This is a genomic window from Nonomuraea sp. NPDC049419, from assembly GCF_040676995.1.
GTDB lineage: Bacteria > Actinomycetota > Actinomycetes > Streptosporangiales > Streptosporangiaceae > Nonomuraea > Nonomuraea salmonea.
In genome coordinates this window covers 621,226-634,071 of sequence record NZ_JBFAQB010000002.1, presented here as the reverse complement: position 1 = coordinate 634,071, position 12,846 = coordinate 621,226, and the positions used below count along the sequence as shown (strand labels likewise).

10 protein-coding genes are annotated in these 12,846 nt (G+C 72.7%); 6 read left to right on the top strand and 4 right to left on the bottom strand.

From position 1 onward, the window contains the following. Positions 1-37 precede the first annotated feature (37 nt). Positions 38-766: a hypothetical protein gene (locus tag AB0K12_RS08210; RefSeq protein ID WP_364556760.1), complete on the bottom strand. Its 729-nt coding sequence runs from the start codon at positions 764-766 to the stop codon at positions 38-40. A gap of 364 nt (positions 767-1,130) precedes the next feature. On the opposite strand from AB0K12_RS08210, the gene AB0K12_RS08205 reads away from it, so the two are divergent. From AB0K12_RS08205 to AB0K12_RS08180, 6 genes are all read left to right on the top strand, one after another. Continuing rightward, the gene (locus tag AB0K12_RS08205; RefSeq protein WP_364556757.1) at positions 1,131-2,516 is read left to right on the top strand and encodes an LCP family protein; all 1,386 of its coding nucleotides are present in this window, start codon (positions 1,131-1,133) and stop codon (positions 2,514-2,516) included. Positions 2,517-2,757: 241 nt separating this feature from the next. Further along, positions 2,758-4,071 carry a hypothetical protein gene (locus tag AB0K12_RS08200; RefSeq protein ID WP_364556754.1) on the top strand — a complete coding sequence of 438 codons (1,314 nt, stop codon included), beginning with the start codon at positions 2,758-2,760 and terminating at the stop codon, positions 4,069-4,071. 149 nt (positions 4,072-4,220) lie between these two features. After that, positions 4,221-5,213: a LacI family DNA-binding transcriptional regulator gene (locus AB0K12_RS08195; RefSeq protein WP_364556751.1), complete on the top strand. Its 993-nt coding sequence runs from the start codon at positions 4,221-4,223 to the stop codon at positions 5,211-5,213. Next, positions 5,210-5,983, top strand: a complete 774-nt coding sequence (locus AB0K12_RS08190) for a sugar phosphate isomerase/epimerase family protein (protein ID WP_364556748.1) — start codon at positions 5,210-5,212, stop codon at positions 5,981-5,983. Before AB0K12_RS08195 ends, AB0K12_RS08190 begins: the two co-directional genes overlap by 4 nt. Before the next feature lie 49 nt (positions 5,984-6,032). Beyond that, a complete protein-coding gene (locus AB0K12_RS08185) occupies positions 6,033-6,953 on the top strand; it encodes an alkaline phosphatase family protein (protein WP_364556745.1) in 921 nt (306 codons plus the stop codon). Positions 6,954-7,027: 74 nt separating this feature from the next. Next, positions 7,028-9,595 (top strand): PEP/pyruvate-binding domain-containing protein, encoded by a 2,568-nt coding sequence (locus AB0K12_RS08180; protein WP_364556742.1) that lies wholly within the window; start codon positions 7,028-7,030, stop codon positions 9,593-9,595. Positions 9,596-9,598: 3 nt separating this feature from the next. Here AB0K12_RS08180 and AB0K12_RS08175 read toward each other — a convergent pair whose 3' ends face one another. From AB0K12_RS08175 to AB0K12_RS08165, 3 genes are read right to left on the bottom strand one after another with little or no spacing between them, the layout of a single operon-like run. Continuing rightward, positions 9,599-10,462 carry a sugar phosphate isomerase/epimerase gene (locus AB0K12_RS08175; RefSeq protein ID WP_364556739.1) on the bottom strand — a complete coding sequence of 288 codons (864 nt, stop codon included), beginning with the start codon at positions 10,460-10,462 and terminating at the stop codon, positions 9,599-9,601. Beyond that, positions 10,459-11,625, bottom strand: a complete 1,167-nt coding sequence (locus AB0K12_RS08170; protein ID WP_364556736.1) for a dihydrodipicolinate synthase family protein — start codon at positions 11,623-11,625, stop codon at positions 10,459-10,461. The genes AB0K12_RS08175 and AB0K12_RS08170 overlap by 4 nt, the downstream gene beginning before the upstream one ends. Then, positions 11,622-12,767: a Gfo/Idh/MocA family oxidoreductase gene (locus AB0K12_RS08165; RefSeq protein ID WP_364556734.1), complete on the bottom strand. Its 1,146-nt coding sequence runs from the start codon at positions 12,765-12,767 to the stop codon at positions 11,622-11,624. Before AB0K12_RS08165 ends, AB0K12_RS08170 begins: the two co-directional genes overlap by 4 nt. Positions 12,768-12,846 lie beyond the last annotated feature (79 nt).

Below are 12,846 nucleotides of genomic sequence, written 5' to 3'. Positions count from 1 at the left end.
TCGCTCCTCGTAGTTAGCAGGGGTTCCGTGCCTTATGCTACTCGTCAGTAACCACGCCGCAGACGAGGGCGGTGGTGAGCAGGCCGTAGACGATGCCCGTGGCCGGCTCCCAGAGGTGGGCGCGGGCTCCCAGCAGGGCGGCGATCGCCACGGCCGCGCCCGTCCAGAGCATCGCGCCATCGCGCGGGCGGGCGCTCCGCCCCGGGTCCCAGGGGTCGCCGGGCGATCCGCCCGCCCGCAGGACGCGCGTCACCGTCAGGGCGGCGTCGCGGGCCCACCACAGCAGGAACAGCGCGCCGGCGCCGATCGAGGCCCAGGCCATCGCGTCGGTGACGGCGCTCAGCGCGTCGGCCAGGCCGTACTGGGCGGCCTGGCCGAACAGCCGGGGAACGGTCCAGCCGAGTAACAGCGTCACCGCCCAGCAGCCGGCCACCGCCAGCCGGGCCAGCGGGCGGGCGCGGCCGGAGAAGACGGCGGCGTACAGCTCGTGCTCGCGCTCGCGGACCCGGCGGGCGCGGGCGCCCCAGACGTACTGGGTGATCGCCATCGCGGGCAGGGCCGCGGCGAAGACGGCGAGCGACAGCACCGCGAGCGGGAGCGTCTGCTCCCGCGTGGCGGCCCGGTCGGCGAGCAGCTGGGCGGTGGTGAGCAGCGCGATCGAGGCGGTGAGCGCCACGAGGGCGCCGCGCCGCGCGGACCTGGCGCGGGCACGCAGCCCGGCCAGCTCCTGGGCGCCGGGAGGAGGAGCCATCTCGGTCAGAAGCATGACGTCATGATGACGTCACCGTGCGTGGTGCCGCCCGGTGTTCGGGAGCTTTGGATGGAGCCCTCGCTGAGGTAACGCAGGACTGGCCTTAGGGTCACGCTCTTCCCCATGGCGGCGTACGAACCTTGACATGATGCGAGGAGTCATACTCGTCGCTCAGCATTTGTGACTATGCTTCGCGATCATGGCGCGAGGGGTGAACCGCATGAGGGACCGGCACGACGAAGCGGTTCTGGGTCGGCGGGTCGCTCCGCCGCCCCCGCAACCGCCACCCCCGCCGCCGCCCGGGCCGCCTCCGCCATCGGGCGGAAGGCGCAGGTCGCAGCCCCGCAAGAACCCGCTCACGCCGCTCGGCTGGGTCAGCGTGGCGCTGACCCTCGTGCTGGTGATCGCCACGATCGGCGGCTACGCCTATTACCGCTACCTCGACAGCGGCATCGACCGCCGGCCCTTCAACGTGGGCAAGAGCCGCCCGCCCGAGACCGGCGCGCTCAACGTGCTGCTGGTGGGCTCCGACTCGCGCGAGGGCGACAACAAGAAGTACGGCCCTCAGTCGCAGCACCTCGGTGAGCGCACCGACACGATCATGCTGCTGCACATCTCCCCGAACCGGGACAACGCCACCATGATCAGCTTCCCGCGCGACTCCATGGTGCTGGTCCCGGAATGCCAGGGACGCAACGGCGGCGTGCTGCCGGCCGGGATCAAGCAGATCAACGCGGCCTTCAACGAGGGCGGCATCGAGTGCACGGCGCGGACCCTCGAGTCCCTCACCAACATCAAGATCAATCACTTCGTGAAGGTCGACTTCACCGGCTTCAAGGGCATCGTGGACGCCATCGGCGGCATCGAGATCTGCCTGCCCAAGCCGGTCAACGACCCCAAGGCCAAGCTGGTGCTCGACGCCGGCAAGCACGTGGTGAAGGGCGAGCAGGCGCTGGGGTACGTACGGACCCGCTACGCGCTCGGCGACGGCAGCGACCTGAGCCGCATCCAGCGCCAGCAGGTGTTCCTGCAGCAGGTCATGAAGAAGATCACCGACGGCGGCCTGCTCACCGACCCGGCCGGGCTCAACGACTTCCTGCGCGCCGCCACCAAGTCCGTGACCGTGGACGAGGGGCTCACCCTTGAGCGCATGCTGGAGATCGCCAACAGCGTGCGCGGCATGACGGCCAAGGAACTCAAGGGCATCACCGTGCCGACGGAGCCGTGGCCGCAGGACAAGAACCGCGTGCAGTTCGCCCAGCCGGCCGCCCGCGACTTCTTCGAGAACGTGCGCAACGACGTCGAGGTCACCAAGGCGCCCACGCCGGGCAAGTCCAGCGCGCCCGCGGTCAAGCGCGAGCAGGTGCGCCTGCAGGTGCTCAACGCCACCGGCGAGGAGGGCAAGGCGCTGCAGGTGGCCGACGCGCTCGCCGCCCAGGGGTTCGTGGTGGCCCAGGTCGGCAACGCCGCCCCCACCCCGACCACCACCATCAGGTACGCCAAGAAGGACGCCGCGGACGGTCCGGCCTACGGTGACGCGGTGGCGGCCCGGCTGTCGAAGGACAAGCGCACGCCCGTGGAGGGCAAGGTCAAGGCGACGGTCTCGCAGCCGTACACCGCCAAGACACCGCCGGCCAAGATGCCGAAGGGGCCGGTCATCCAGCTCGTCATCGGCAAGGACTGGCCGGGGGTCCGCGTGCTGTCGGCGATTCCCGACTCGCTCAAGGACAAGGTCGTCGACACCAGTACGAATCCCTGCCTTTGAGCTCGTTCCAAAATGTCCGGCGCGGAACGGGAATTGGTCGGACGATCAGGTGGCCATACCCGCGCAGTGGGACGGGGAAACACCTTTGGGGCTAATGTTACGGAGAGTAGTTTTAGCGAAACAAGTGAAATTTCCGGACAAGTAGTGGTAGGAAGGGGCGCGGTCCGAATACGCACTAGAGAGGTTCCCCGTGGCGCGCGACGAGAACGACAGGCCGTACGACGATGGGCAGGGTAGGTCGTTGAACCCGGAGTTGATGACGGGTGACGTGCTGTCTCCGCGGTGGAGCACCGATGACACCGACGAGCAGCCCGCCATCCAGGTCAGCGGCAACGAGACCTACATCCTGCCGGACACGAGCAGGCGTGACGTGCTCGACGACCCGCCGCGCGATGTGCTGGACGACCCGCACGACATGCTCGGCTCCGGCGGTGACCGGCACGACGTGCTCGGCGGGGGCAACGATGTGCTGAGCGGCTACGACCAGGACGGCCGCGACACGGGCTCGCGCGACTACGCCGGCTACGACCAGGACGGCCGCGACACGGGCTCGCGCGACTACGCCGGCTACGGCGCGGCGGACGACGTGCTCGGCGGGCGTGACTTCGGCGGGCCGAGCGGACCGTACGACCTGGCCGCCGACGACTACAGCGGACCGCAGCCCATCGACGGTTACAGCGGGCCGCACCGCGTGGACGACTACAACCGCGTGGACGGCTACAGCGGACCGCACGCGATCGAGGACGACAGCGCGTACCTGCCGCTCGACCGCGGCTACGACCCCACGCGCGACGACGCCGCCGACGACGACCGGCCCAAGCGCGGCTTCCTCGGCTCCGGCTGGACCGACGACTCCGACGACGCCCGCGAGCCCCGCGAGCCCAGGAGCTCACGCGGCTCCTACGACGGGCACTCCGGTGACGGCGAGGGCGAGGTGCGCCGCCGTACCAGGCTGCTGCTGGTCGCGGCGGCCGCGGTAGTGCTGCTCGGCGTCGGCGCCGGCTGGATGCTCACCGGCACCTCCTCTGACGACCCGTGCGCGGGCGCCTCCTGCGCCAGCGCCGGCGAGGTGTCCTCGCCGACCGGTGACGCCGCCCCCGAGGAAGAGGAGGAGGCGCCGGCCGAGGAGGAGACCGAGCCCACGGACGAGGCCACCGACGACACCGGCGACACCGGCGACACCGCCGACACCGGTGACACCGGCGACACGGCCGGCCAGCCGAACCGGCCCACCGCGAGCACCCCGCCCGCCCAGCAGCAGCCGCGCGAGCGGCCGACCCGCGAGCCGTCGGCCACCCCGACCAGGGCGCAGCGCGGGGAGCAGGACGCTCAGGAGAAGACCGAGCGGCCCACCCGCGAGCCCGAGCGCCAGTCGGACGACGGCCCGTCGCGCATCGACGACAACACGACCGCGAACAGGAACGACTCCGGCTCCCAGCAGCAGGACAACACGCAGGAGTCGACCTCCGACAACCCGGTGGAGTCGGCGACCGAGGCGCCGGTGCAGGAGGACAAGGGCGGCGGCCTGCTCGACATCCTCTTCCCCTGGTTCTGACCTGCTCGCCCGCCTCCTCCCGGAGGCGGGCCCGGAGTGGAGAGCCGCCTTCCCGGTGGGGCATCCTGTTGCCGCCGGCCCAGGACATGGCAGTATGCGGGTCCAGGTGCCGGTCAGGCAGCTGGGGAAACCGCTTACCGGGAGGTCTCGTGGTCACGCTTGAGGACGTCGCCAAGCAGGCGGGCGTCTCGCTCGCGACCGCCTCGCGGGTGCTCAACGGCAGCACCCGCCAGGTGGGCGCGACACTCCGGGCACGCGTCGAGCGGGCCGCGGACGAGCTCGGCTACCGGGCCAACATCGCCGCCCAGACGCTGGCCAGAGGGGCGAGCAACGTCATCGGCATCGTCGTGCACGACCTGACCGACCCCTACTTCGCGGCCCTGGCCGACGGCGCGATGCGCGCGGCGGCCACCCACGGCCTGCTGGTCATGGTGGGCACCACGCACCGCGATCCCGAGCAGGAGATCGCCTACCTCTCCACGCTGCACGCCCAGCGGGTGCGCGCCGTGCTGCTCGTCGGCTCCCGGGTCGCCGACCCCGCCGTCACCGGCCGGCTGCGCGACGAGCTGGCCCGCTACCAGGCGGGCGGCGGCCGGGCGGCCTGCGTCGGACAGGACCTCCTCGGCGTCGACACCGTCGCGCCCGCCAACCGGCAGGGCGCCGCCGAGCTCGCCAGGGCGCTGGCGGGGCTGGGCCACACCAGGTTCGCGGTGCTGGCCGGGCCGCCGCACCTGGTGACCGCCGCCGACCGCAGCGCCGGGTTCGCCGCGGCGCTCGCCGAGCTGGGGCTGCCCGCGCCGCAGATCATCCACGGGCCCTTCGACCGCGACGGCGGCTACACCGCGGCCCAGCAGGTCGGCGACGCCACCTGCGTGTTCGCGGTCAACGACGTGATGGCGGTGGGCGCGCTCGCGGCCTACAGGGAGCGCGGGGTGCGGGTGCCTGAGGACGTGTCGGTGGCCGGGTTCGACGACATCGTGACACTGCGTGATCATGTGCCCGCGCTGTCCACCGTACGGCTGCCGTTGCAGGACATGGGGGCGCGCGCACTCGAACTGGCGCTCAACGAGACCGACCCGGTGGTGGTCGAGGAGGTCGCCGGCGAGGTCGTGCTCCGCGAGAGCGTCAGGAGGATGGCGTGAGGCTGGCGGTCAGCACGCTCGGCATGCCGGGCGAGGACCTCGACAGGGCGATCGAGCTCGCCGCGGGACATGGGTGCCAGGGGGTGGAGCTGCGGCTGCATCCCGACACCGGGGTGCACGCGGGGCTGGACGCGCGGGAGCGGGCGTCCGTACGGGAGCGGATTACGGCGGCGGGCCTGGAGATCTCCGCGCTCGCCGGATATGTCGGCATCTGCGAGCCGGGGCCGGACGAGCCGGTGGTCGAGGCGCTCGTCGCCGACCTGCGCCTCGCCGCCGACCTCGGCGCGCCCGGCGTGCGCGTGTTCCCGCGCGGCGGCGACCCGTCCGTGGGCGCCCGCCGGCTCAAGGCGGTCTCCGGTACGGCCGGCGAGCTGGGCCGGCGCGTGCTGGTCGAGACGCACGACGCGATGGCGACCGGCGCCGCCGTGGCCGCGCTGCTCGCCGAGGCGGACCGCCCCGGCACGACCGGCGCCATCTGGGACCTGCTGCACCCGTGGCGGCACGGCGAGCCTCCGGCCGGCACGCTGGCCGAGCTGGGCCCTTACCTCGCATACGTGCAGGTCAAGGACGCGGTCTCCCAGCGGGACACGACCCCGGTGCCCATGGGCACGGGCACGGTGCCGCTGGAGGAGGCGGGCGAGCTGCTGCGCGCGGCCGGCTACGACGGATGGGTGTCGCTGGAGTGGGAGCGCACCTGGTATCCACAGGTGGCGCCGGTCGAGGAGATCCTGCCGGGCGCGGCGGGCTGGGTGCGCCGCTTCTCCTCCTGACCGCCTTCCGGTGGCATGCCGGACATGTCGGTGGTGTTGAGTTAGGGGCATGTCCGCTCTGAACAACAAGGTGCTCGTCGTCGGCATGGACGGGCTCCGCTACGACCGGCTGGTCGCGCTCGGCGCCCCCGTCCTGACCGGCCTGATGTCCTCCGGTGCGTACGGCACCAGCAAGCTCCCGTACGGGGAGGCCGGCACGCCGCGTACGGAGTCGCCCGGCGAGGTCGTCCCCAAGAGTCCCGAGCCGGGGGAGGCCGGGCGGGTGATCGCGTCGCGTACGGACTCGGGGCCGGGCTGGTCGTCGATCGCCACCGGCGTCTGGCCGGACAAGCACGGCGTGGTGGACAACGCGTTCACCGACCCCCGCTTCCTGAAATATCCGGACTTCTTGACGCGCGCCGCCACCGCCCGCCCCGGCCTGGCCACCGCCGCCTTCTTCTCCTGGGACGCGCTCGCCGAGCACGGCGCGTTCGGCCCCGCCATCGGCCAGCGCTTCGTGCTCGACGGCTACACCGTCGGCTGGTCGGAGGCCGACGCCCAGGTCACCGCGGCGGCCGTACGCCACCTGGCGGACGGCGACCCGGGCGCCGTCTTCGTCTACCTCGGCGACACCGACGAGGTCGCCCACGCGCTCGGCCCCCACTGCCCCGAGTACGCCGCCGCCCTGCACACCCAGGACGCCCAGCTCGGCCGGCTGCTCGACACGATCCGCGCCCGCCCCTCCTACGCCCGCGAGAGCTGGACGGTGCTGGTCACCACCGACCACGGTCACGTGGACGCGGGCGGCCACGGCGGCACCTCCGATGAGGAGCGCACGGTCTTCGTGGTGCTCCACCGGCTGGGCCACGACCTGGGCGGACGCGCCCTCGACGCGCCCCGGCTGGTGGACGTGGCCCCGACGGCGCTGGCCGCGCTGGGCGTGCCGGTGGACCCCTCCTGGAACCTCGACGGGGCCCCCTTGGAGATCTAGATTCATCGCGTGTTGAATTCTTGCCGGGAAAGCGTGACACTGGGGGCAGGACGCCGACGGCAGGGGGACACGCGATGAAGACGATCCTGAGCTTCGCCGAGATCGACGCGGGGATGCTCGCCGAGGTGGGCGGCAAGGCGGCCAACCTCGGCGAGCTGACCAGGGCGGGCCTGCCGGTGCCGCCCGGATGGGTGCTCACGACGGAGGCGTACCGGCGGGTCGCGGAAGGGCTCGACACCGGCGGGCCCGCGCCGGCCGAGCGGGCCAGGCGGCACCTGCTGGAGGCGCCGATGCCGGAGGACGTGCGGGCGGCGATCGCGGGGGCGTACCGGGAGCTCGGTGGCGACGTGCCGGTGGCGGTGCGCTCCTCCGCCACCGCCGAGGACCTGCCGTTCGCCAGCTTCGCCGGCCAGCAGGACACCTTCCTCAACGTGGTGGGCCAGGAGGCGCTCTTAACGGCCGTACGCCGCTGCTGGGCCTCGCTGTGGACCGACCGCGCGGTCTCCTACCGCGAGTCCAACGGCATCGACCACGCCGCCGTCCGGCTCGCGGTGGTCGTCCAGGAGATGGTGGACGCCCGCGTGGCGGGCGTGATGTTCACCGCCAACCCCGTCACCGGGCGGCGGCGCGAGACCGTCATCGACGCGAGCCCCGGCCTCGGCGAGGCGGTGGTCTCCGGCGCGGTCAACCCCGACCGCTTCCGCTTCCGCGACGGCCGCGTCCTCGAACGCAGCGCCGGCGACAAGGCGCTGGCCATCAGGGCGGTCCCCGGCGGCGGCACCGAGCGCGTCGAGACCGCGCAGGGCGAGCTGTGCCTGACCGACGACGAGGTACGCCGCCTGGCCGAGCTCGGCGCCCGCGTCGAGGACCACTACGGCGCGCCTCAGGACACCGAGTGGGCCATCGACGCCGCGGGCACGCTCTGGCTCACCCAGGCCAGGCCCATCACCACGCTCTACCCCCTGCCCGAGACCACGCGGCCTGGGCTGCGGGTCTACCTGTCGGTCAACGTCGTGCAGGGCGTGATGGGGCCGCTGACGCCGATGGGCGTGGCGGCGTTCCGGCTGATCAGCGCGGGCGGGGCCGCGCTGGCCGGGAACGCGCCCGCCGACCCGCTCGACGGCGCGGGGTTCTTCGCGGTGTCGGGCGAGCGGGCCTGGCTCGACATCACCGCCGCCGTACGCAGCGGGCCGGGCCGCGCCATCCTGCCGCGCGCGCTGACGCTCGGCGAGGCCAGGGCCGTGAGCATCATGCAGGGCCTGTTCGAGGACCCCCGCCTGGCGCCCGCACGCGGATCCGCGCGGACGTTCCTGCGAGGCTTCCTGCGCTTCGCCGCCAACCTGCGGCTGCCCGTGCGCTTCTGGGTGGCGCTGACCAGCCCGCGCCGGGCCCTGGCCCACAGCGTGGCCATCGGCGCCGAGCTGGACCGGCGCCTGCACGTGCCCCCCTCCGCCACCCCCGCCCAGCGCCTCGACCACGCCCAGCACGTGCTCGCCCGGCTGTTCCCGCTGATCATCAGGATCATGCCGACCGCGATCACCGGCTACGCCCTCTACGCGCTGTCGGCCCGGCTGTCGGGCGTCCCGCTCGACGAGATGAGCGACGTCCTGCGCAGCGTGCCCCACAACCCGACCACCGAGATGGACCTCGAACTGTGGCACCTCGCCACCCGCGTCGAGCCTGAGCCGTTCCGCGAGCTGCCGGTCTCCGAGCTGGTCCGCCGCTTCCAGGAGGGCGAGCTGCCGCCGGTCGCCCAGCGCGAGGTCACCGCGTTCCTCGCCGAATACGGCCACCGCGGCGTCGCCGAGATCGACGTCGGCGTGCCGCGCTGGTCCGAGGAGCCCGGCCACCTCCTCGGCGTGCTGGCCAACTACCTGCGCATGGACGGCGGGCTCACCCCGGCCGAGCTGTTCGAGAAGGGCACGCGGGAGGCCAAGCGGAGAATCGGCGAGCTGGCCGCGCGGGCCGGGCGCCGCGCGCGGTGGCGCGCCCCCTTCGTGCGGTGGGCGCTCGGCCGCACCCGCCACTACGCCGGCCTGCGCGAACTGCCCAAGTTCTACCTGGTCAAGACGCTCGCGGCGGTCCGGCGCAGCCTGTTCGCCGTGGGGGAGCACCTCGTGGGCCTGGGCGTGCTCGACCGGGCCGACGACGTGTTCTTCCTCGACCTGCGCGAGACCAGGGCCGCGCTGAAGGGCGGCGACCTACGGGAGCTGGTGGCCGAGCGGCGGGCGACGCACGAGCGGGAACGGCGCCGCAGGCACGTGCCCAGGGTGCTGCTCTCCGACGGCACCGAGCCAGAGGCGCTCGCCGCCGCCACCGCCGACCCCGGCGCGCTCACCGGCACGCCCGCCTCGCCCGGCACGGTCACCGGCACCGCCCGCGTCGTGCTCGACCCGCACGGCGCCCACCTGGAGCCGGGCGAGATCCTCGTCTGCCCCTCCACCGACCCCGGCTGGACGCCGCTGTTCCTGACGGCGGGCGGGCTGGTGATGGAGATGGGCGGCGCGATGTCGCACGGCGCGGTGGTGGCCAGGGAGTACGGCATCCCCGCCGTCGTCGGCGTCCCCGACGCCACCCACCGCGTCGGCAGCGGCCAGGAGATCACCGTGAACGGCGCCGCCGGCACCGTCACGCTCCCCTGACTTCTAGGGGAGCACCAGCTCCTCGTAACGGGCCTTCATCGTGGCCACCACCTCGTCGGGGTCGGCGGCCCAGACGTCGGCGTTGAAGATCTCGACCTCGACGTCGCCCGCGTACCCGGCGGCCTGGACGGCGCGCGTGATCGGCGGGAAGCCGATCACGCCGTCGCCCATCATCCCCCGCCCGAGCAGCACGTCCGCCGGCAGCGGATGCAGGTAGTCGCACACCTGGTAGCTCGCGATCCTGCTGCCCGCCCGCGCGATGTCCTCCGCCAGGCGCGGGTCCCACCACACGTGGAAGGTGTCCACGACCACCCCGACCTGCTCCTCGGGGTAGGGCAGGCTCAGCTCCAGCGCCTGGCCGAGCGTGGACAGCACCGCCCGGTCGGGGCAGTAGATCGGGTGCAGCGGCTCCAGCGCCAGCTTGACCCCACGCTCGCCGGCATACGGGGCCAGCTCCGCCAGCGCCTCGGCCACCCGCTCCCTGGCCCCCGCCAGGTCACGGGTGAAGCTTTCGGGCAGCGCCTCACCGGGTCGCACGCCCGGCAGGCCGCCCACGACCATCACCAGGCAGGCCGCCTCCAGCTCGGCCGCCTCGTCGATGGCCCGCCGGTTGTCGTCCAGGGCGCGGGCGAAGGCCGCCCTGCCCTCCTCGCCGGGCAGGCCGCCCGCGGTCAGGAAGCCGCCCCGGCACAGCGACGACACGCGCAGCCCGGCCGCGCGTACCAGCTTGACGCTCTCCGCCAAGCCCTGCTCCTCGACCTTCTCCCGCCACAGCCCGATCGCCTCCAGGCCGTGACGGACGCAGCCGTCCACCGCCTCGGCCAGCGACCAGCGCCGGGTCGTCCACTGGTTCAGCGACAGGCTCACAGGCCGTTCACCGCCAGCAGCGCCCGCATCCTGCGCACGGCCAGCTCCTGGTCGGCCAGCAGCCCCGCCTGGTCGGCCAGGCGGAACACCTCCGACAGGTGCAGCAGCGAGCGCGCCGACTGGGCTCCGTTCACCATGGCGAACGCGTCCTGGTGGCCGTTCAGCCAGGCCAGGAAGACGATGCCGGTCTTGTAGTGGTAGGTCGGCGCTTCGAAGATCTTGCGCGACAGGGTGACGGTCGGGGCGAGGATCTCGTCGTACGCGGTCAGCAGCCGCTCCCGCTCGGCCTCGTCATCGGCCGACTCGGCGGCGTCCAGGGTCCGCAGCGCCGCCGCGGCGGCCGGGGCGATCGCGTCGAAGATGCCGAGCAGCGCGTGGGAGCCGCTCTTGATCAGCGACGGGTAGTTGAAGTCGTCGCCGGTGTAGAGCTTGACGCCCTCGGGCAGCGCGGCGCGCAGCCGCACCTCGTGGTCCTCGTCCAGCAGCGACACCTTCACGCCGTCCACCTGCGCGGCGTGCGCGTGGATCAGCTCCAGGAACGCGTTCGTGGCCGCGTCCACGTCGGGCGAGCCCCAGTAGCCGGCCAGGTTCGGGTCGAACATCTCGCCCAGCCAGTGCAGGATGACCGGGCGGTCGGCCAGGCCGAACAGCTTGCTGTACACCCTGTGGTAGTCCTGCGGGCCCGAGGCGACCGCGGCGAGCTGGCGGGAGGCCATGATGATCACGCCCGCGCCCGCCGACTGGACGGTCTCGATCTGCTCGGCATACGCCTGCGTGATCGCGTCCAGGTCCGCGGCGCCCGGCGCGTGGTCGGTGCCCGCTCCGCACGAGACGAGCGTGGCCGGGTCGCCGAACGAGCGGGCCTCGGCGGCGCTGCGCCTGATCAGCTGCTGGGTCGCGGCCCAGTCGAGACCCATGTTGCGCTGCGCGGTGTCCATGGCGTCGGCCACCCGCAGCCCGTGCGACCACAGGTGGCGGCGGAAGCGCAGGGTCGCGTCCCAGTCGACGGCGGCCGGTGAGCCCGGCGTGTTGTCGCCGAGGGGGTCGGCGACGACGTGCGCGGCGGCGTACGCGACGCGCCCGCGTGCCGGCGCGCTCTCGACCGGCCAATTCCCCTGCTCACGCAGGGGATAGGACCCGAATCCGGGAAGTTCGATCCTCACGGCTGCGGCACCTCGATCCTGCGGCCCTCGGCGTTGGAACGCAGCCCCAGCTCGGCCAGCTGCACGCCTCTCGCGCCCGAGGCGAAGTCGTTCGGGAAGGGCGCGTCCTCCAGCACGTGCCGGATGAACCGCTCCCACTGCACCTTGAAACCGTTGTCGAACTCGGCGTTGTCCGGCACCTCCTGCCAGCCGTCGCGGAAGCGCGCGGTGGCGGGCAGGTCGGGGTTCCAGACCGGCTTGGGCGTGGCCGAGCGGTGCTGGACGCGGCAGTTGCGCAGGCCCGCCACGGCGCTGCCGTGCGTGCCGTCCACCTGGAACTCGACCAGCTCGTCCCGGTTCACCCTGACCGCCCAGGAGGAGTTGATCTGCGCGACGATGCCGCCCTCCAGCTCGAAGATCCCGTACGCGGCGTCGTCGGCGGTCGCCTGGTAGGCGTTGCCCTGCTCGTCCACCCGCGAGGGGATGTGCGTGACCGCCCGCGCATAGACCGACTGCACCCGGCCGAACAGGTTCTCCATCACGTAGTGCCAGTGCGGGAACATGTCGAGCACGATGCCGCCGCCGTCCTCGGAGCGGTAGTTCCAGGACGGGCGCTGCGCCTCCTGCCAGTCGCCCTCGAACACCCAGTAGCCGAACTCGCCCCGCACCGACAGGATGCGGCCGAAGAAGCCGCCGTCGATCAGCCGCTTCAGCTTGAGCAGGCCGGGCAGGAAGAGCTTGTCCTGGACGACGCCGTTCTTGACGCCCTTGGCGGCGGCGGCCTCGGCCAGCGCGAGCGCCTCCTGGGTCGACTCTGCGGTGGGCTTCTCGGCGTAGATGTGCTTGCCTGCCTCGATGGCCTTCAGCACGGCCTTGACGCGGGCGCTGGTGACCTGGGCGTCGAAGTAGATGAGGTTGGCGTCGTCGGCGAGTGCGGCGTCGAGGTCAGTCGTGAAATCCGAAATATCGTGCTTCGTAGCGATATCTGCAAGCTTGTCGGCATTGCGGCCGACCAGGACGGGCTTGAGGGCGACCCTGGAGCCGTCAGAGAGCGTGACGCCGCCCTGCTCGTTGATGGCCAGGACGGACCGGACCAGGTGCTGGCGGTAGCCCATTCGTCCGGTGACGCCGTTCATCACGACGCCGATGGTGCGCACGCTCATGAGGATCCCTTCAGGCACAACAGGTGGAAAGCGCTTTCCCGAACGGTAAGGCCGTCCTGCCAAGGGCGTCAAGAGCCCC